27 protein-coding genes are annotated in these 16,534 nt (G+C 59.4%); 24 read left to right on the top strand and 3 right to left on the bottom strand.

Annotated elements, in window-relative coordinates; translation table 11 throughout:
• Positions 1-110 precede the first annotated feature (110 nt).
• A protein-coding gene (locus tag FGD77_RS19165) for an IS5 family transposase (protein WP_255012786.1) occupies positions 111-862 on the top strand; the annotation gives its coding sequence in 2 pieces (ribosomal slippage) (positions 111-444 and positions 444-862; 753 coding nt in all).
• On the opposite strand, the gene FGD77_RS19160 is transcribed toward FGD77_RS19165, so the two are convergent.
• The gene (locus FGD77_RS19160; protein WP_255012784.1) at positions 850-1,266 is read right to left on the bottom strand and encodes a hypothetical protein; all 417 of its coding nucleotides are present in this window, start codon (positions 1,264-1,266) and stop codon (positions 850-852) included. The genes FGD77_RS19165 and FGD77_RS19160 overlap by 13 nt on opposite strands.
• 536 nt (positions 1,267-1,802) lie before the next feature.
• On the opposite strand from FGD77_RS19160, the gene rplB reads away from it, so the two are divergent.
• Genes rplB through rplP form a run of 5 tightly spaced genes read left to right on the top strand, consistent with a single transcriptional unit; the run spans position 1,803 to position 4,445 of the window.
• Positions 1,803-2,645, top strand: coding sequence for a 50S ribosomal protein L2 (gene rplB, locus FGD77_RS19155; protein WP_255012782.1), 843 nt, complete (start codon positions 1,803-1,805; stop codon positions 2,643-2,645).
• Between the two features lie 3 nt (positions 2,646-2,648).
• Positions 2,649-2,927 carry a 30S ribosomal protein S19 gene (gene rpsS / locus FGD77_RS19150; RefSeq protein ID WP_255012779.1) on the top strand — a complete coding sequence of 93 codons (279 nt, stop codon included), beginning with the start codon at positions 2,649-2,651 and terminating at the stop codon, positions 2,925-2,927.
• A gap of 3 nt (positions 2,928-2,930) precedes the next feature.
• Positions 2,931-3,311 carry a 50S ribosomal protein L22 gene (rplV, locus tag FGD77_RS19145; RefSeq protein WP_255012777.1) on the top strand — a complete coding sequence of 127 codons (381 nt, stop codon included), beginning with the start codon at positions 2,931-2,933 and terminating at the stop codon, positions 3,309-3,311.
• Positions 3,311-4,018 carry a 30S ribosomal protein S3 gene (gene rpsC, locus FGD77_RS19140; protein ID WP_255012775.1) on the top strand — a complete coding sequence of 236 codons (708 nt, stop codon included), beginning with the start codon at positions 3,311-3,313 and terminating at the stop codon, positions 4,016-4,018. The genes rplV and rpsC overlap by 1 nt, the downstream gene beginning before the upstream one ends.
• 13 nt (positions 4,019-4,031) lie before the next feature.
• Positions 4,032-4,445: a 50S ribosomal protein L16 gene (gene rplP / locus FGD77_RS19135; protein ID WP_113912323.1), complete on the top strand. Its 414-nt coding sequence runs from the start codon at positions 4,032-4,034 to the stop codon at positions 4,443-4,445.
• A 317-nt stretch (positions 4,446-4,762) separates the two neighbouring features.
• Here the strand turns inward: rplP and FGD77_RS19130 are convergent, their stop codons facing one another.
• Together FGD77_RS19130 and FGD77_RS19125 are read right to left on the bottom strand one after the other, a co-directional pair.
• Positions 4,763-5,653, bottom strand: coding sequence for a mechanosensitive ion channel family protein (locus tag FGD77_RS19130; protein WP_255012771.1), 891 nt, complete (start codon positions 5,651-5,653; stop codon positions 4,763-4,765).
• A 62-nt stretch (positions 5,654-5,715) separates the two neighbouring features.
• A complete protein-coding gene (locus tag FGD77_RS19125; protein WP_255012769.1) occupies positions 5,716-6,336 on the bottom strand; it encodes a TIGR02466 family protein in 621 nt (206 codons plus the stop codon).
• A 164-nt stretch (positions 6,337-6,500) separates the two neighbouring features.
• Between FGD77_RS19125 and rpmC the strand changes: the two genes are divergently transcribed.
• From rpmC to FGD77_RS19035, 18 genes are all read left to right on the top strand, one after another.
• Positions 6,501-6,704 (top strand): 50S ribosomal protein L29, encoded by a 204-nt coding sequence (gene rpmC, locus FGD77_RS19120; protein ID WP_138934549.1) that lies wholly within the window; start codon positions 6,501-6,503, stop codon positions 6,702-6,704.
• Positions 6,705-6,716: 12 nt separating this feature from the next.
• Positions 6,717-6,947 carry a 30S ribosomal protein S17 gene (rpsQ, locus tag FGD77_RS19115; protein ID WP_108691211.1) on the top strand — a complete coding sequence of 77 codons (231 nt, stop codon included), beginning with the start codon at positions 6,717-6,719 and terminating at the stop codon, positions 6,945-6,947.
• Positions 6,948-7,026: 79 nt separating this feature from the next.
• Positions 7,027-7,395, top strand: a complete 369-nt coding sequence (gene rplN, locus FGD77_RS19110; RefSeq protein ID WP_255012763.1) for a 50S ribosomal protein L14 — start codon at positions 7,027-7,029, stop codon at positions 7,393-7,395.
• Between the two features lies 1 nt (position 7,396).
• The gene (gene rplX, locus FGD77_RS19105; RefSeq protein ID WP_255012761.1) at positions 7,397-7,708 is read left to right on the top strand and encodes a 50S ribosomal protein L24; all 312 of its coding nucleotides are present in this window, start codon (positions 7,397-7,399) and stop codon (positions 7,706-7,708) included.
• Complete coding sequence (gene rplE / locus FGD77_RS19100) at positions 7,701-8,264, top strand: 50S ribosomal protein L5 (RefSeq protein ID WP_255012759.1); 564 nt, start codon at positions 7,701-7,703, stop codon at positions 8,262-8,264. The genes rplX and rplE overlap by 8 nt, the downstream gene beginning before the upstream one ends.
• A 19-nt stretch (positions 8,265-8,283) precedes the next feature.
• A complete protein-coding gene (gene rpsN, locus FGD77_RS19095) occupies positions 8,284-8,589 on the top strand; it encodes a 30S ribosomal protein S14 (protein WP_255012757.1) in 306 nt (101 codons plus the stop codon).
• Positions 8,590-8,601: 12 nt separating this feature from the next.
• Positions 8,602-8,994 carry a 30S ribosomal protein S8 gene (rpsH, locus tag FGD77_RS19090; protein ID WP_255012754.1) on the top strand — a complete coding sequence of 131 codons (393 nt, stop codon included), beginning with the start codon at positions 8,602-8,604 and terminating at the stop codon, positions 8,992-8,994.
• Positions 8,995-9,006: 12 nt separating this feature from the next.
• Entirely contained in the window at positions 9,007-9,540 is a 534-nt protein-coding gene (gene rplF, locus FGD77_RS19085; RefSeq protein WP_255012752.1) for a 50S ribosomal protein L6, read from the top strand.
• An 11-nt stretch (positions 9,541-9,551) separates the two neighbouring features.
• Complete coding sequence (rplR, locus tag FGD77_RS19080; RefSeq protein WP_255012749.1) at positions 9,552-9,911, top strand: 50S ribosomal protein L18; 360 nt, start codon at positions 9,552-9,554, stop codon at positions 9,909-9,911.
• Positions 9,912-10,025: 114 nt separating this feature from the next.
• Complete coding sequence (gene rpsE / locus FGD77_RS19075; RefSeq protein ID WP_255012747.1) at positions 10,026-10,613, top strand: 30S ribosomal protein S5; 588 nt, start codon at positions 10,026-10,028, stop codon at positions 10,611-10,613.
• A 3-nt stretch (positions 10,614-10,616) separates the two neighbouring features.
• On the top strand, positions 10,617-10,805 hold the full coding sequence (gene rpmD / locus FGD77_RS19070; protein WP_255012745.1) for a 50S ribosomal protein L30: 189 nt from the start codon (positions 10,617-10,619) through the stop codon (positions 10,803-10,805).
• A gap of 346 nt (positions 10,806-11,151) precedes the next feature.
• A complete protein-coding gene (locus FGD77_RS19065; RefSeq protein WP_255012743.1) occupies positions 11,152-11,535 on the top strand; it encodes an ectoine synthase in 384 nt (127 codons plus the stop codon).
• A 158-nt stretch (positions 11,536-11,693) separates the two neighbouring features.
• Positions 11,694-12,176 carry a 50S ribosomal protein L15 gene (gene rplO / locus FGD77_RS19060; protein WP_255012741.1) on the top strand — a complete coding sequence of 161 codons (483 nt, stop codon included), beginning with the start codon at positions 11,694-11,696 and terminating at the stop codon, positions 12,174-12,176.
• 112 nt (positions 12,177-12,288) lie between these two features.
• Positions 12,289-13,656: a preprotein translocase subunit SecY gene (gene secY / locus FGD77_RS19055; protein ID WP_255012740.1), complete on the top strand. Its 1,368-nt coding sequence runs from the start codon at positions 12,289-12,291 to the stop codon at positions 13,654-13,656.
• Positions 13,657-14,304, top strand: coding sequence for an adenylate kinase (locus tag FGD77_RS19050; protein WP_255012738.1), 648 nt, complete (start codon positions 13,657-13,659; stop codon positions 14,302-14,304).
• Between the two features lie 241 nt (positions 14,305-14,545).
• Complete coding sequence (rpsM, locus tag FGD77_RS19045) at positions 14,546-14,914, top strand: 30S ribosomal protein S13 (RefSeq protein ID WP_255012735.1); 369 nt, start codon at positions 14,546-14,548, stop codon at positions 14,912-14,914.
• Positions 14,915-14,929: 15 nt separating this feature from the next.
• Entirely contained in the window at positions 14,930-15,319 is a 390-nt protein-coding gene (gene rpsK, locus FGD77_RS19040) for a 30S ribosomal protein S11 (RefSeq protein ID WP_073199670.1), read from the top strand.
• A gap of 112 nt (positions 15,320-15,431) precedes the next feature.
• On the top strand, positions 15,432-16,448 hold the full coding sequence (locus tag FGD77_RS19035; protein ID WP_255012686.1) for a DNA-directed RNA polymerase subunit alpha: 1,017 nt from the start codon (positions 15,432-15,434) through the stop codon (positions 16,446-16,448).
• Positions 16,449-16,534: the final 86 nt, after the last annotated feature.

Genomic DNA, 16,534 nt, shown 5'->3' with positions numbered 1-16,534 from the left:
AAATCAAAGAAGAGGTTTAAATTCGTACTTTTCAACTAGGGGCTGTTGACGTTCGGGATTCCCAAATCATCTGACTTCTGATTCAAGGTTGCAAACGGAGGAGAGCAACCTTGACCCGAAGAGTTCTAACCGATGCGCAATGGGCAATCATCAAACCGTATTGTCTGGGGAAATCCACCGATCCGGGGCAAACAGGGCGCGATCCCCGGCTGTTCGTCGAGGCGGTGCTTTGGATCGTTCGCACCGGAGCGCAGTGGCGCGAATTGCCGGACGAGTTTGGCAAATGGAACAGCGTATTCAAGCGGTTCCGCAGGTGGGTCAAAGCAGATGCTTTCTACCATATGTTCAGATCTTTAGCCTCAGACGCCGACCTCGAATACGCAATGGTCGATGGAACTATCGTCAAGGTCCACCGCTCGGGTCAGGGCGCAAAAGGGGGACTCTGTGCCAGGCCATTGGACGCTCTCGCGGAGGGATAACGACAAAGATACTGGCCCTGACGGATGCGCTCGGCAACCTCGTCGATTTCTGCTTGATGCCCGGACAAGCCAATGACCTGCGCGAGGTCGACACGCTGATCCACGGACTGTCCGCCGGGCACTTGCTGGCGGACAGAGCTTTCGATGCGGACTGGCTGCGCAATGACTTGCTGGATCGCGATATCACCCCGGTCATACCGCCGAAATCCAACCGGAAGTTCCCCGCGGAGTTCGACAAGGAAACCTACAAATGGCGGCACCTGATCGAAAACTACTTTGGTAAACTAAAGGAAAACAGAGGGATAGCCATGCGCTCCTGCAAGACAGATCAGAGCTTCAAAGCCTTCATCTCAATCGCCGCAACTCTCATTCACACAAGGTGAACGTCAACAACCCCTAGCTTCATTAGATGTTTTGGCACAGCGCGCCAACTGCGGCTGCCGTGGTCGACCCATGCTTTCGATGTGGATCGTTCAACAATCCCAGCCGCCTCGATTTCTTGCCTTAGCAAATCGTGAGGATAGACAAATACTCTTTCTCTGTCTCGAAACGCGATATGCAAGCTTTTGCCATAGTACTTTTGATGAAATGTTAGTCGACCCTTCAACTGCACACGCAAAAGAGTTTCACCGTCTACATGCAGGGCAATAAAGTCTGCACCATGAAAATCATCCGACAAACGCATAGAATTAAATCCATAGTCTGCCAAACGTGCTGCAATTTTTTGAAAATTGTAGTTTTCTTTCTGACGGTGATTGAGGCTTTTATAATCAGTGGCGGCGAACAAACTTAAACTCCTTGACAGCCTACCTTTTCGGCCCACTGTTAACCTTCATCTTTCACACGTCAAGTTTACTATAAGTGTGTAGCTAATTGTATTGCGATCAGCGTTTGGTTTCTTCGAGTCGGCGCCACCCCGCCCGAACAGCGCGCGCAGCGCGCCGGGCGAGCGCCTGACCGGCCCGCGGTCTGGCGCTTTGGCGGCCCAGCGCTGCCTGATGAAGGGGGGAGGGGCTTGGCGCGGATAAAGTGCCACGCTTAGCCGTTGTAGCGCCAGCCCCCGGTCAGGCGCTCGCCCGGCTTGGGGTGGGGCGTCCAGCGCGCAGGAGGCGCGCCCCGAATCTCTTATCATCCGCTTGACCCTCGCTGCGCTCTCGCCTACACGGGCCCATCAACGCAGCCTCGGATTCGTCCGGGGTTTCGTTTTCGTTCGCAAGAACGACCTAGCCGGGGACCTTCGGGGCCCTATACCCACGGTGGGCCAGTCCCACCCTACATAGGCGGAACACACATCCGCCGTTTGCTAAACGGAAGACAGAAAGCATGGCACTCAAGTCGTATAAGCCAACGACGCCGGGCCAGCGCGGGCTGGTGCTGATCGACCGTTCGGAGCTGTACAAAGGTCGCCCCGTCAAATCCCTCACCGAGGGTTTGTCGAAATCGGGCGGCCGGAACAACACCGGACGTATCACATCGCGTCGTCGCGGGGGTGGGGCCAAGCGCCTCTACCGGATCGTTGATTTCAAGCGTAACAAATTCGATATGGCGGCCACCGTCGAGCGGATCGAATATGACCCGAACCGGACCGCGTTCATCGCCCTCATCAAGTATGACGATGGCGAGCAGACCTATATCCTCGCGCCTCAGCGCCTGGCCATCGGTGACAGGATCTATTCCGGCACCAAGGTCGACATCAAGCCCGGCAACTGCATGCCGTTTTCGGGCATGCCGATCGGTACCATCGTCCACAACATCGAGATGAAGCCCGGCAAGGGTGGCCAGATCGCACGCGCGGCAGGCACCTATGCCCAGTTCGTCGGTCGTGACGGTGGCTATGCCCAGATCCGCCTCAGCTCGGGCGAGCTGCGTCTGGTTCGCCAGGAATGCAAGGCGACGGTTGGCGCGGTCAGCAACCCCGACAACTCGAACCAGAACTACGGCAAGGCCGGCCGCATGCGTCACAAGGGCGTTCGTCCTTCTGTGCGCGGTGTCGTCATGAACCCGATCGATCACCCGCATGGTGGTGGTGAGGGCCGGACCTCGGGTGGTCGTCACCCGGTGACCCCATGGGGCAAGCCGACCAAGGGCTACCGTACCCGCAACAAGAACAAGGCGTCGCAGAAGCTGATCATCCGCTCGCGTCACGCCAAGAAGAAGGGCCGCTAAGATATGGCACGTTCTGTATGGAAAGGCCCCTTTGTCGACGCCTACGTCCTGAAAAAGGCCGAAGCGTCGCGTGAGGGCGGTCGTAATGAAGTCATCAAGATATGGTCGCGCCGCTCGACGATCCTGCCCCAGTTCGTGGGCTTGACGTTTGGTGTTTACAACGGTCGCAAGCATATTCCTGTCAACGTCAGCGAAGACATGATCGGTCAGAAGTTCGGTGAATATTCGCCGACACGGACCTACACAGGTCATGCAGCCGACAAAAAAGCGAAGCGGAAGTAAGTCATGGGCAAGGAAAAGAACCCCCGCCGCGTGGCCGATAACGAAGCAATGGCAAAACTGCGCATGCTCCGTACCAGCCCGCAGAAACTGAACCTTCTGGCACAGCTCATCCGTGGCAAGAAGGTGGACAAGGCCCTGAACGATCTGACGTTCTCGCAAAAGCGGATCGCCGAAGATGTGCGTAAGTGCCTGCAGTCTGCCATCGCCAACGCCGAGAACAACCACAATCTCGATGTGGACGAGCTGATCGTGGCCGAGGCCTATGTCGGCAAGAACCTGGTCATGAAGCGCGGTCGCCCGCGTGCCCGGGGCCGGTTTGGCGCCCTGCGCAAGCCGTTCTCGGAAATCACGATCAAACTGCGCCAAGTTGAGGAGCAAGCCTGATGGGTAACAAAGTAAATCCGATTGGCATGCGCCTTCAGATTAACCGGACCTGGGACAGCCGCTGGTACGCTGACACCAAGGACTACGGCAATCTGCTGCTCGAAGATCTCGCCATGCGCGAGTTTATCAAGACCGAGTGCAAGCAAGCCGGCGTTAGCCGCGTGATCATCGAGCGTCCGCACAAGAAATGCCGCGTCACGGTTCACACAGCGCGCCCCGGCGTTATCATCGGCAAGAAAGGCGCAGACATCGAAACCCTGCGCAAGAAGCTGGCGGCGATGACGGCAAGCGAGCTGCACCTGAACATCGTCGAGGTGCGCAAGCCTGAACTGGACGCAGCTTTGGTGGGTGAGAGCATCGCCCAGCAGTTGGAGCGCCGCGTCAGCTTTCGCCGTGCGATGAAACGCGCTGTGCAAAACGCCATGCGTATGGGTGCCCTCGGCATCCGAGTGAACCTCGCCGGCCGCCTTGGCGGCGCCGAGATCGCCCGGACCGAATGGTACCGCGAGGGCCGCGTGCCCCTGCATACGCTGCGGGCCGATATCGATTATGCGCATGTCGAGGCGATGACCGCTTACGGCATCATCGGGATCAAGACCTGGATCTTCAAAGGCGAGATCATGGATCACGACCCGTCCGCGCGTGACCGGAAGGCTCAGGAACTTCAGGACGGTCCGGCACCTCGCGGTGCGGGCGGTCGGCGCTAAAGGGGAATGAAAGATGCTACAACCAAAACGCACTAAATTCCGCAAGCAGTTCAAAGGCCGCATCAAGGGCGAAGCCAAGGGCGGGTCTGACCTGAACTTTGGCTCGTTCGGCCTGAAGGCCACCCAGCCCGAGCGTGTGACCGCGCGTCAGATCGAGGCAGCCCGCCGCGCGATGACACGCCACATGAAGCGTCAGGGCCGTGTCTGGATCCGGATCTTCCCGGATGTGCCGGTCTCGTCCAAGCCTACCGAAGTCCGCATGGGTAAAGGTAAAGGTTCGGTCGATTACTGGGCTGCGCGGGTCAAGCCGGGCCGGATCATGTTCGAGCTTGACGGCGTCAGCGAAGAAATCGCAGTCGAGGCCCTGCGCCTCGCGGCGATGAAGCTGCCGATCAAAACGCGCGTTGTTCAGCGCGAAGACTGGTAAGGTCGAAGGCGCATAGCGCTTTCTGATCAGTGCGGTGTAGCGGATTGCCCAGCAATCCGCGGACCGCACCCCGGTAGAGAGAAATTGGGCCCCCGCCAAGAGATTGACGGGGGCCTACCTTTATAGAACGAAATCATCGGGAATATTGTTCGTGATATGACTTTCGCTACTGACAACAGGTGTCGGCGGCGTCAGTTCAGCGATGACCAAAAATTGGTAGATAGCCAGCAAGGATAGTTCTCCCATCCTGGAACCAAGAGCGCGGCCGGGCTCCGACGGTGGCAACCGAAATGCATCGGTCAAAGACATCGACGCTGTCACGTGTCCGCACCACCCGACGCTCGTTGCAGCGGCAGGGGTTCCTTGAAGGTCAGTGTGCGATAGGGGAAGGGAATCTCGATCCCCGCGTCGTCCAAGGCGCGTTTGACCGCCGCAACGACCTGATCGCGCGATGTACGCACCTCGACAGGTTTGGAGCCGGTCCACCACGTCACCTCGAAGTTGATCGAAGACGACGCGAATTCCTGTGCGAATATCTGGATCGGTTTTTCGTCGCTGATTACAGTATCGCAGGCGTTCACCGCGTCCGAGATGACCGAACGGGCCTCATCCACGTCAACGTCATAGGCAACGCCGCAGATCACGGTGACGCGGCGGCTGTCCTGATCGGTGCGCACGATCACCGGGTTCTTGAACAGGATCGAATTGGGTACGATCACCAGCTGGCCATCAGTTTGGCGGATATGGCTTTCGCGGATGGCGATTTGCGCGACCTTGCCCTCGATGCCTTCGCATTCCACATGGTCGCCGATCCGCATTTCACGACGAAACAGGATAATGATCCCGGCCAAAAAATTCTCGAACACGTCTTTGAAGGCGAATCCGATTGCGACGGAGCCGATTCCAAGACCCGCCAGAATACTGGCCGGAGTCAGGCCGGGAAAAAGGATGACAGCGGCAATCAAGATGCCCAAAACCCAGATCGCGATCGAGACCAGCAAGGTAAACAACTCTTGCAGGCTTCTGCGCAGCCGGGTGCGTTTGAGCGTACTTGACAGCGCGGACGCGGCCAGCTTGTTGATGAGCCAAGTCAACAGGATCACGATCAGGGCCACCGTCAGATTCGGCAGCAGCGCGACGGAACTGCGCGCAATATCGCGCAGTTGATTGATGAGAACGGTGACTGGTTCCAGCGGAACTCTCCTCATTGCCTCCGGGGGTAACGCGGAAGAACGCGGATGGTTCAATCAAAGGTGCCGACGCGACGCGATTACCCCCAAGCGTAATTGAAACTCACGCTTATCCGATCATCCTCCGACATATTCACCGGCACCTCATGGCGCAGCCACGATTCCCACATCAGCACTTCGCCGACCTCGGGCGTCATGTACGTGAACGTGCGCAGCTCTTCGCGCGCGTCCTTGCGGCGGGGTGGGGCGGCCATCATCATCGGCAGGCGGGGGTCCTCCAACTTGAGCGCGCTGGTGCCCTCGGGCATTGTCACGTAGGTCGTGCCGGAAATCACCGAATGGGGGTGGATGTGCGAGGCGTGGGTGCCGCCTTCGGGCAGGATGTTGATCCACAGGCTGTCCAGCTTCAGCTTTTTGCCGCCCAAATCGAACTCCAGATCTTCGGCGAAGGCGGCGACGTGCTTGTCCAATACCTTGACCAAATCGCGGAAGATCGGAAAGCGATAGGGCAGGTCGTCGAGCGACGCGTAGGACGTGTAGCCGGGATAGTCGTTATCCTCGCACCATTCCTGTCCGGCCTCGTCATCTTCGGCGATGGACCAGCAGGACGCTTCCAGTTCGGCGGCGTCGACGGGTTTGCCCAGTTCACGCAGCGCGGCGCGGTAAAGGCGGGTGACGTAGAGGGAGGATATATCTGACATGGGCGCTGTGATAGCGCAGCGGGCAGGGCATGGCGAGACCCTTTTGCAGACAGGGGTTGCGCCGGGCGCGCGGCCCCTCTATACGCGCCAGATCACAAGGATCTCCACCGGAATCAGGGTGACGCATCGTGCGGCCCTCCAGTGATGTTGAAAGGAATAAGGCGATGGACGCCAAGGAACTTCGAGAGAAGACACCAGACCAGCTGCGCGAAGAGCTGGCAAATCTGAAAAAGGCGCAGTTCAACCTGCGTTTCCAGGCGGCTACCGGCCAGCTGGAGAATGCGTCGCAGATGCGCGTTGCACGTCGCAGCGCAGCCCGTGTGCTGACCATCCTGAACGAGAAAGCCGCAGCCGCGGCGGCAGAATAAGGAGCCTGCAAGATGCCCAAACGTATCCTCTCTGGCACCGTGACAAGCGACGCCAACGCCCAGACCATTTCCGTGTCGGTCGAGCGCCGCTTCAAGCACCCGGTTCTGCAAAAGACGATCCGGAAGTCCAAGAAATACCGCGCCCACGACGAGAACAACACGTTCAAGGTGGGTGACAAGGTGCGCATCATCGAATGCCCGCCGCGGTCCAAGACGAAACGCTGGGAGGTTCTGGAGGGTTAAGCCCTCCGGCACTTATTCAGCTTAATCGAAACCCCGGGGCAAGGGCCGCATCGCCCCCCGGTAGGTCGGGAGAAACCAAATGATCCAGATGCAGACAAACCTGGATGTTGCTGACAATAGCGGCGCTCGCCGTGTTCAGTGCATCAAGGTTCTGGGTGGTTCCAAGCGTAGATACGCATCCGTCGGCGACATCATTGTCGTCTCGGTCAAGGAAGCCATCCCGCGCGGTCGCGTGAAAAAAGGCGACGTGCGCAAGGCCGTCGTCGTACGTACCGCCAAGGAAGTGCGCCGCGAAGATGGCACCGCCATTCGCTTTGACAGCAACGCTGCCGTCATCCTGAACAACGCGGGCGAGCCTGTCGGCACCCGTATCTTCGGGCCGGTCGTTCGCGAACTGCGCGCCAAGAAGTTCATGAAAATCATCTCGCTCGCTCCGGAGGTGCTGTGACATGGCTGCCAAACTGAAGAAGGGCGACAAGGTCGTCGTCATCGCAGGCAAGGACAAGGGCAAGGAAGGCACCGTTGCCTCCGTTGATCCCAAGGCCGGCAAGGCCGTTGTCGATGGCGCCAACATGGCCATCCGCCACACCCGCCAGAGCCAGACCGCACAGGGTGGCCGCCTGCCCAAGGCGATGCCCATCGACCTCAGCAACATCGCGCTGCTGGATGCCAACGGCAAACCGACCCGCGTCGGCTTTGACGTCAAGGATGGCAAGAAGGTGCGCGTCGCCAAAACCACGGGGGACGTGATCGATGCTTGATTCAGCAACCTATACCCCGCGCCTGCGTGCGCTTTTCCACGACGAGATCAAGGCCAAGCTGAAAGAAGAGTTCGGCTATACCAACGACATGCAGATCCCGCGTCTGGACAAGATCGTCCTGAACATCGGCTGCGGTGCCGAGGCCGTTCGCGACTCCAAGAAGGCGAAGTCGGCTCAGGACGACCTGAGCACGATTGCAGGTCAGCGCGCTGTTGTGACGATGGCAAAGAACTCGATCGCCGGCTTTCGTGTCCGCGAGGACATGCCGCTGGGGACCAAGGTCACCATGCGCAGTGCCCGTATGTATGACTTCCTCGACCGTCTGATCACGGTCGCGATGCCCCGTATCCGCGACTTCCGCGGTGTTTCGGGCAAATCCTTTGATGGTCGCGGCAACTATGCCTTCGGCATCAAGGAACACATCGTCTTCCCCGAGATCAATTTTGACAAGATCGACGAATCCTGGGGCATGGACGTTATCATCGCAACCACGGCGAAAACCGACGCTGAAGCCAAGGCGCTGTTGAAGCATTTCAACATGCCCTTCAACAGCTGAAGCAGCGGGAGAGAGAGTTATGGCTAAGAAAGCAATGATCGAGCGCGAGAAGAAGCGCCAGAAGCTGGTCGACAAGTTCGCCGCCAAGCGCGCGGCGCTCAAGGAGATCATCAATGACCAGAGCAAGCCGATGGAAGAGCGTTTCCGCGCGACCCTGAAGCTGGCCGACCTGCCGCGCAACAGCAGTGCAACACGTCTGCACAACCGCTGCCAGCTGACAGGCCGTCCGCATGCGTATTATCGCAAGCTCAAAGTGTCGCGTATCGCGCTGCGGGAACTGGGCCAGGCTGGCCTGGCTCCGGGCCTCGTGAAATCCAGCTGGTAAGGGAGATTTGAAATGAATGATCCTATCGGCGATATGCTCACGCGGATCCGCAACGCCTCGATGCGTGGCAAATCCACGGTGATGACCCCCGCCTCCAAAATGCGCGAGCGTGTGCTCGGTGTTCTGGCGGACGAAGGCTATATCCGCGGCTTTGAGAGCGCGACTGGCAAGGATGGCCACCCGGCCATCGAGATCAGTCTGAAATACTTCGATGGCGCCCCCGTCATTCGCGAAATGAAGCGGGTCTCCAAGCCCGGTCGTCGCGTCTATCTGGGCGTCAAGGACATCCCGTCGGTCCGTCAGGGCCTGGGTGTGTCGATTGTCTCCACCTCAAAAGGTGTGATGTCGGATGCAAGCGCGCGCAGCCAGAATATCGGCGGCGAAGTGCTCTGCACGATATTCTAAGGAGGGCTGTATATGTCTCGTATCGGCAAACTGCCCATTCCCCTGCCCGAAGGTGTCACCGCTACGCTCAGCGGCCAGACGCTTGAGGTCAAGGGACCGAAGGCAACGAAAAGCTTTACCGCCACGGACGATGTGACCATCACCATCGGTGAGGGTGAGATCACGATCACGCCGCGCGGTAAATCCAAGCGCGCGCGCCAGCAGTGGGGCATGACACGTAGTGTCGTGGCCAATGTTGTTCACGGCACCAACGCGACATTCAAGAAAGATCTTGAAATTCGCGGCGTCGGTTACCGGGCGCAGCTTCAGGGCAATGTCCTGAAACTGAACCTCGGCCTAAGCCATGACGTCGATTTTGTAATTCCGGAAGGTGTGACTGTTACCGTCCCCAAGGCCACTGAGATCTCGGTCGAAGGCACGGACAAGCAGCTCGTCGGTCAGGTCGCGTCTGATATTCGCGACTGGCGTCGTCCCGAGCCCTACAAGGGCAAAGGCATTCGCTACAAAGACGAGTATATCTTCCAGAAAGAAGGCAAGAAGAAGTAAGGAACGGGTAGATGGCAAACAGCAAGAGAAAACTGTTTCTGAAACGCCGCCTGCGCGTTCGGAACAAACTTCGCAAAGTGAACGCAGGGCGTATGCGCCTGAGCGTTCACCGCAGCAACAAGAATATCAGCGTGCAGCTGATCGACGATGTCAACGGCGTGACGCTGGCATCGGCCTCGACCTTGGAAAAGGATCTGGGCATGGTCAACAAGTGCAACATCGAAGCGGCCACCAAAGTGGGCGCCACGATTGCCGAGCGCGCGAAAAAGGCCGGCATCGAAGAAGCGTATTTCGACCGTGGCGGCTTCCTCTTTCACGGCAAGGTCAAGGCTCTGGCCGACGCCGCGCGTGAAGGTGGTCTGAAGATCTAAACTCAGCGTAGGCGGCCCCTGTCATGGGGCCGCCTCGATGATCCGGGGGCGCATTTGCCCACCTGGATTGACACATTTGGCGCAAGCCGCGCCGCTTTGAGAAGGACATGCCGCATGGCAAGAGATGACAACCGTGGCGGGGGCCGCCGCAACCAGCGCGACGAGACCCCTGAATTCGCCGACCGTCTGGTCGCGATCAACCGCGTTTCCAAAACCGTCAAGGGCGGCAAGCGCTTCGGCTTTGCCGCGCTGGTCGTCGTAGGCGATCAGAAGGGCCGCGTCGGTTTCGGCAAGGGTAAGGCCAAGGAGGTCCCCGAGGCCATCCGCAAGGCGACCGAGGCCGCCAAGCGCGCCATGATCCGTGTGCCGCTGCGTGAGGGTCGCACACTGCATCACGACATGGAAGGGCGCCATGGCGCCGGCAAGGTGATCATGCGCTCCGCACCGCAGGGTACCGGCATCATCGCCGGTGGTCCGATGCGCGCCGTGTTCGAAATGCTGGGCATTCAGGACGTCGTCGCGAAATCGAACGGCAGTCAGAACCCCTACAACATGATCCGCGCCACCATGAACGGCCTGACCAAAGAGTCGAGCCCCCGCATGGTTGCGCAGCGCCGTGGCAAGAAGGTCGCGGACATCATGGCTACCGAACACGCGCCCAAGATCAAAGGCGAACAAGCGCCCGTCGCGCAGGAGGGTTAAGACATGGCCAAAACTATCGTCATCAAGCAGGTGGGCAGCCCCATCCGCCGCCCCGCCGAGCAGCGCGCAACGTTGATCGGCCTCGGCCTGAACAAGATGCACCGCGTGCGCGAGTTGGAGGACACGCCCAGTGTCCGCGGCATGATCAGCAAGATCTCGCATATGGTTGAGATCGTTGAAGAAAAAGGCTGAGGTTTCTCGGCCTTGATAGCAGCGCCCCGGTCGGAAATGGCCGGGGCGTTTTGCGTTTCAGTGGCAGTGCAGCGGCTGTGAGCCGGCATGGCAGCATTGTCCGGGAGGCGAGCTTTTCCGGCAGCCACCGCTATGGGCGATCGTCGACACGTCGGGCCTTGCAACTTCAGACATGCTGTGTTCGCTGGCTAAAAGAGGCATTGTCGTTGCCAAGGTGAGGGCGCAGACCGTGATAAGCGCTTTCATCATAAGGAAATGCCTCGTTGTGGAATTTCACAAGTAAATTAACAAAGGTTAACAAAGTCAAGTCGTGGCCGCTTTGCGCCCAAAACGATGGAGCTATCGGATGATCCTGAAAACCCTCGCGGATGTTCTTGGCACTGCGGATCATGTCACCGGCGACGCATTCGACAGCCGCCGCATACTGCTGGCACGTGATGGGCTGGGATATTCGTTTCACGACACGCTGATCCGTGCGGGCAGTATCCAGCGACTGGAGTACAAGCACCATATCGAGGCAAATTATTGCATTGAAGGCGAAGGCGAGGTCGAGGAAGTCGCCACCGGGCGAAAATGGCCGCTGCGCCCCGGCACGATGTACGTTCTGGATGCGCATGATGCACATATCATCCGTGCCAAGACGGACTTGCGCCTTCTGTGTATTTTCACGCCCGCTCTGACAGGGGCCGAGACACATGACGCGGACGGCAGTTACAACCAAGCGGAATGAGGTTGGACGCCACTGCGTGGCGCCACCGCTCTTGCAAGAGCGGTAGCGGCCCGCTATACGCGCCCGAGTGTTGGCACCCGTGCCGACTCGAAACCCAATCAAGCCGCGTTCGGCCGCTCCCGTCGCTGGGGGTCGCATCCGGCACAAGGAGAAGCGACATGAAGCTGCATGAACTGCACGATAACGAAGGCGCAACCAAGCGCAAAAAGCGCGTTGGCCGTGGCCCCGGCTCGGGCATGGGCAAGACTGCCGGCCGTGGTATCAAGGGTCAGAAATCCCGCTCGGGCGTTGCGATCAAGGGCTTTGAAGGCGGCCAGATGCCGCTCTATCAGCGTCTGCCCAAGCGCGGCTTCAACAAGCCGAACCGCAAGGCATATGCCGTGGTCAATCTGGGTCTGATCCAGAAATTCATCGACGGCGGCAACCTGGATGCTGGCAGCGCCATCACCGAGGACGCGTTGATCGCGTCCGGTCTGGTGCGCCGCAAGCTGGACGGTGTGCGGGTTCTGGCCAAGGGCGACGTCACCTCCAAGATCACGCTGGAAGTCACCGGCGCCTCCAAATCGGCGGTCGAGGCGGTCGAAAAGGCGGGCGGTTCGCTGACGCTGACCGGCGCATCGGCGGCTCAAGCGGCTGAATAAGAGGTTGTGAGCGGCCTCCGCGCCGCTTACATACTCCCTAGTTTTTCAAAACACGCCGCCGGGCCGCTGGAAAACAGCAGTCGGCGGCGTTGTCATTCCGAAAGAGAGCCGAATGGTATCTGCAGCAGAACAAATGGCGGCCAACACCAGCTGGGCAGCGCTCGGCAAGGCCACCGACCTTCGCAAGCGCATCGTGTTCACCCTCATGCTGCTGGTGGTGTACCGCCTCGGCACATGGATTCCGGTTCCCGGCATCGACGGCGCCGAACTGCGTGAATTCATGGTCGGCGCGGGTGCCAGCATCGGCGGCATGCTGTCGATGTTCACCGGTGGCGCGCTGGGAAGGATGGGGATATTCGCCCTCGGAATCATGCCCTACATTTCGGCTTCGATTATCATTCAGCTGATGACGGCGATGGTTCCGTCGCTGGAGCAGCTCAAGAAAGAGGGCGAGTCCGGCCGCAAGAAGATCAACCAGTACACCCGCTACGGCACGGTCCTGCTGGCGACGCTGCAATCCTACGGTCTGGCCGTCAGCCTGCAATCGGGCGATCTGGTCACCAATCCGGGCATGTTCTTTATCGTGTCCTGCATGGTGACGCTGGTGGGCGGCACGATGTTCCTGATGTGGCTGGGCGAGCAGATTACCGCGCGCGGCATCGGTAACGGTATTTCGCTGATCATCTTTGTCGGAATCATCGCCGAGGTTCCTGCGGCACTGGCGCAGTTCTTTGCCAGTGGGCGCAGCGGTGCGATCAGCCCGGCTGTCATCATCGGCGTGATCGTCATGGTGGTCGCCGTGATCGGCTTTGTCGTGTTCATGGAACGCAGCCTGCGCAAGATCCACATCCAGTACCCCCGTCGTCAGGTAGGCATGAAGGTTTATGACGGCGGTTCGTCGCATCTGCCGGTCAAGGTGAACCCGGCGGGCGTGATCCCGGCGATCTTCGCCAGTTCCCTGCTGTTGCTGCCGACCACGATCAGCACGTTTTCGGGCGGGCAGGGCGGTAGCCCCATCATGTCGACGATCCTGGCCTATTTCGGCCCTGGTCAGCCGCTCTATCTGTTGTTCTTCACCGCTATGATCGTGTTTTTCGCGTATTTCTACACCTACAACGTGGCGTTCAAACCCGACGAAGTTGCGGAGAATCTGAAAAACCAGAATGGTTTTGTCCCCGGTATCCGTCCGGGCAAGCGGACGGCGGAATACCTGGAATATGTGGTCAGCCGTATTCTTGTTCTTGGTTCGGGGTATCTGGCTCTGGTCTGCCTGCTGCCGGAAATTCTGCGCGCGCAATTCGCGATCCCCTTTTATTTTGGCGGCACATCGGTTCTTATTGTCGTATCGGTCACGATGGACACGATCCAGCAGGTGCAAAGCCACCTTCTGGCACATCAATACGAAGGGCTGATTGAAAAATCACAGTTGGGCGGCAAGGGCAAAAGGCGCGCGCGTCGCAAAGGGACAGGACGGAAATAAATGAACATCATTCTTCTCGGACCGCCGGGCGCGGGCAAGGGCACTCAGGCACATCATCTGGTTGCCACCCGCGACATGATCCAGCTGAGCACCGGCGATATGCTGCGCGAGGCCAAGGATAGCGGCACCGAGATGGGCAAGCGCGTTGCCGATGTCATGGCCCGCGGCGAACTGGTGACGGACGAGATCGTCATCGGCCTGATCCGCGAGAAGCTGGAAGGCGACAAGCACGGCGGTTTCATCTTTGATGGTTTTCCGCGGACCTTGCCCCAGGCGGACGCGCTGGGGCAGCTGCTGTCCGAGTGCGGCGAAACCCTGGATGCCGTGATCGAGATGCAGGTCGATGATGAAGCCTTGGTCGGTCGCATCACTGCGCGCTCGACCTGCGCCGGGTGTGGCGCGGTTTATAACGATAATACCAAGCCGATCCCGCAAGACGGCGTTTGCACGACCTGCGGCGAGACGCATGAGTTCACCCGCCGCGCCGACGACAACGAAGAGGCGCTGCGCAATCGCCTCATGGAATATTACAAGAAAACGTCGCCGCTGATCGGGTATTACTATGCCAAAGACATGCTCAGCAGCATTGACGGGCTGGGTGCGGTCGAAGATGTGCAAAGCAGCATAGCCGACATTCTCCAGGGCTGAGATGGGCTGGGGAACCGGTGAAATCGGGTGGGGTGGTTTAGTTTGCCACCGCGCCCTTGACGCCCCCTGCAATTCCTCCTAACCAGCAGCATCCCGCAAGGGGCTTGATTCCCATGGGACTGTTCCCAAGACCGAATCGATTACCTGAATTCAGCTGCGGCTCGGGCGCCATGCGCCTCGGGCCTACGTTGTGAAAAAAGGGTCCGGCATTACGGACCCGCAACGAAAAAGGAATATGCACGTGGCACGTATCGCCGGCGTCAACATCCCGACGCATAAACGGGTTCCCATTGCCCTTACCTACGTCACCGGTATCGGTCCCTCGACCGCAAAAACCATTTGCGACGCGGTCGGCATCGACCAGACGCGCCGTGTCAACGAGCTGAGCGATACCGAAACGGTAGCGCTGCGCGAGTATATCGACGCGAACCTGACCGTCGAGGGTGACCTGCGCCGCGAGACGCAGATGAACATCAAGCGTCTGATGGACCTTGGTTGCTACCGCGGTCTGCGCCACCGCCGGAACCTGCCGGTTCGCGGCCAGCGCACCCATACCAACGCCCGCACCCGCAAAGGCCCCGCAAAGGCCATTGCCGGCAAGAAGAAATAAGGGAGGGCATCGGATATGGCACGCGATACCAAACGCACAAAGAAGAAGGTTTCCAAGAACATCGCCACAGGCGTTGCTCATGTGAACTCGTCCTTCAACAACACCAAGATCCTGATCTCCGACGTTCAGGGCAACGCAATTGCATGGTCCTCGGCCGGCACCTGTGGCTTCAAGGGGTCGCGCAAGTCGACGCCCTACGCTGCCCAGATGGCCGCCGAAGATGCGGGCAAGAAAGCCCAGGATCACGGCATGCGTACGCTCGAAGTCGAAGTGCAGGGGCCCGGTTCCGGCCGTGAAAGCGCATTGCGCGCCCTGGCTGCTGTCGGCTTCAACATCACGTCCATCCGCGACGTGACGCCGATGGCGCATAACGGCTGCCGTCCGCCGAAGCGCCGCCGCGTTTAAGGCTATTGTTTCAAGTGGGGCTGCGCATGTCCGCGCAGCCCCACTTACGTCATTTTAAACCTCGGGCGTTCTGGCCGTCGGACATGCGGGCAGGACTGGTATGGAGGGACACATGATCCACAAGAACTGGGCTGAACTGATCAAGCCGACACAGCTGGACGTCAAGCCGGGCAATGACCCGCTGCGTCAGGCCACTGTCGTCGCCGAACCGCTGGAGCGCGGCTTTGGTCTGACGCTGGGCAACGCGTTGCGCCGCGTTTTGCTGTCGTCGCTTCAGGGGGCCGCGATCACCTCTGTGCAGATCGACAACGTGCTGCATGAATTTTCGTCCGTGGCGGGTGTCCGCGAGGACGTTACCGACATCATCCTGAACCTCAAGGGCGTCGCCATCCGCATGGAGGTCGAAGGCCCCAAGCGTCTGTCGATCAACGTCAAGGGTCCGGGCATCGTGACCGCGGGCGACATCTCGGACAGCAGTGGCATTGAGATCCTGAACCGCGAGCATGTGATCTGCCACCTCGACGAGGGTGCGGACCTGTTCATGGAACTGACCGTCGGCACTGGCAAAGGCTACGTTGCCGCCGACAAGAACAAGCCCGAGGACGCGCCGATCGGCATGATCCCGATCGATGCGATCTACAGCCCCATCCGCCGCGTCAGCTATGATGTGCAGCCTACCCGTGAAGGCCAGGTGCTGGACTATGACAAGCTGACGATGAAGATCGAAACGGATGGCTCGATCACGCCCGACGATGCCGTGGCCTATGCCGCGCGTATTCTGCAGGACCAGCTGAGCATCTTCGTCAACTTTGACGAGCCAGAAAGCGCAGGCCGCCCCGAAGACGATGACGGGCTGGAGTTCAACCCGCTTCTGCTGAAGAAGGTCGACGAACTGGAACTGTCGGTGCGCTCGGCCAACTGCCTCAAGAACGACAATATCGTTTATATCGGCGATCTGATCCAGAAGACCGAAGCCGAAATGCTGCGCACGCCGAACTTTGGCCGCAAGTCCTTGAACGAGATCAAGGAAGTGCTGTCGGGTATGGGCCTGCATCTGGGCATGGACGTCGAGGATTGGCCGCCCGACAATATCGAGGATCTGGCGAAGAAGTTCGAAGACGCCTTTTAAGAATTCGCAGGCCGGGCCATATCGTCCGGCCTGCAAATACCGGGCCTGAAGCCCCAAGGAGAGCGGCCTGACACGCATCACGCCGC

The organism is Roseovarius sp. M141 (genome assembly GCF_024355225.1).
In the GTDB taxonomy this organism is placed as follows: domain Bacteria; phylum Pseudomonadota; class Alphaproteobacteria; order Rhodobacterales; family Rhodobacteraceae; genus Roseovarius.
This window is presented reverse-complemented; position numbering and strand designations above follow the sequence as displayed.

Bases quoted from the DNA above. Each gene is read 5' to 3' on its own strand.
- rplX (WP_255012761.1), top strand. From the start codon at position 7,397: ATGGCTGCCAAACTGAAGAAGGGCGACAAGGTCGTCGTCATCGCAGGC.
- rpsQ (WP_108691211.1), top strand. From the start codon at position 6,717: ATGCCCAAACGTATCCTCTCTGGCACCGTGACAAGCGACGCCAACGCC.
- FGD77_RS19130 (WP_255012771.1), bottom strand. From the start codon at position 5,653: ATGAGGAGAGTTCCGCTGGAACCAGTCACCGTTCTCATCAATCAACTG.
- rpsS (WP_255012779.1), top strand. From the start codon at position 2,649: ATGGCACGTTCTGTATGGAAAGGCCCCTTTGTCGACGCCTACGTCCTG.
- rplO (WP_255012741.1), top strand. From the start codon at position 11,694: ATGAAGCTGCATGAACTGCACGATAACGAAGGCGCAACCAAGCGCAAA.
- rplR (WP_255012749.1), top strand. From the start codon at position 9,552: ATGGCAAACAGCAAGAGAAAACTGTTTCTGAAACGCCGCCTGCGCGTT.
- FGD77_RS19125 (WP_255012769.1), bottom strand. From the start codon at position 6,336: ATGTCAGATATATCCTCCCTCTACGTCACCCGCCTTTACCGCGCCGCG.
- FGD77_RS19035 (WP_255012686.1), top strand. From the start codon at position 15,432: ATGATCCACAAGAACTGGGCTGAACTGATCAAGCCGACACAGCTGGAC.
- FGD77_RS19065 (WP_255012743.1), top strand. From the start codon at position 11,152: ATGATCCTGAAAACCCTCGCGGATGTTCTTGGCACTGCGGATCATGTC.
- rpsE (WP_255012747.1), top strand. From the start codon at position 10,026: ATGGCAAGAGATGACAACCGTGGCGGGGGCCGCCGCAACCAGCGCGAC.
- rpsC (WP_255012775.1), top strand. From the start codon at position 3,311: ATGGGTAACAAAGTAAATCCGATTGGCATGCGCCTTCAGATTAACCGG.
- rplE (WP_255012759.1), top strand. From the start codon at position 7,701: ATGCTTGATTCAGCAACCTATACCCCGCGCCTGCGTGCGCTTTTCCAC.
- rpmD (WP_255012745.1), top strand. From the start codon at position 10,617: ATGGCCAAAACTATCGTCATCAAGCAGGTGGGCAGCCCCATCCGCCGC.
- rplB (WP_255012782.1), top strand. From the start codon at position 1,803: ATGGCACTCAAGTCGTATAAGCCAACGACGCCGGGCCAGCGCGGGCTG.
- rplN (WP_255012763.1), top strand. From the start codon at position 7,027: ATGATCCAGATGCAGACAAACCTGGATGTTGCTGACAATAGCGGCGCT.
- rpmC (WP_138934549.1), top strand. From the start codon at position 6,501: ATGGACGCCAAGGAACTTCGAGAGAAGACACCAGACCAGCTGCGCGAA.
- rpsK (WP_073199670.1), top strand. From the start codon at position 14,930: ATGGCACGCGATACCAAACGCACAAAGAAGAAGGTTTCCAAGAACATC.
- secY (WP_255012740.1), top strand. From the start codon at position 12,289: ATGGTATCTGCAGCAGAACAAATGGCGGCCAACACCAGCTGGGCAGCG.
- rplP (WP_113912323.1), top strand. From the start codon at position 4,032: ATGCTACAACCAAAACGCACTAAATTCCGCAAGCAGTTCAAAGGCCGC.
- rpsN (WP_255012757.1), top strand. From the start codon at position 8,284: ATGGCTAAGAAAGCAATGATCGAGCGCGAGAAGAAGCGCCAGAAGCTG.
- rplF (WP_255012752.1), top strand. From the start codon at position 9,007: ATGTCTCGTATCGGCAAACTGCCCATTCCCCTGCCCGAAGGTGTCACC.
- FGD77_RS19050 (WP_255012738.1), top strand. From the start codon at position 13,657: ATGAACATCATTCTTCTCGGACCGCCGGGCGCGGGCAAGGGCACTCAG.
- rplV (WP_255012777.1), top strand. From the start codon at position 2,931: ATGGGCAAGGAAAAGAACCCCCGCCGCGTGGCCGATAACGAAGCAATG.
- rpsH (WP_255012754.1), top strand. From the start codon at position 8,602: ATGAATGATCCTATCGGCGATATGCTCACGCGGATCCGCAACGCCTCG.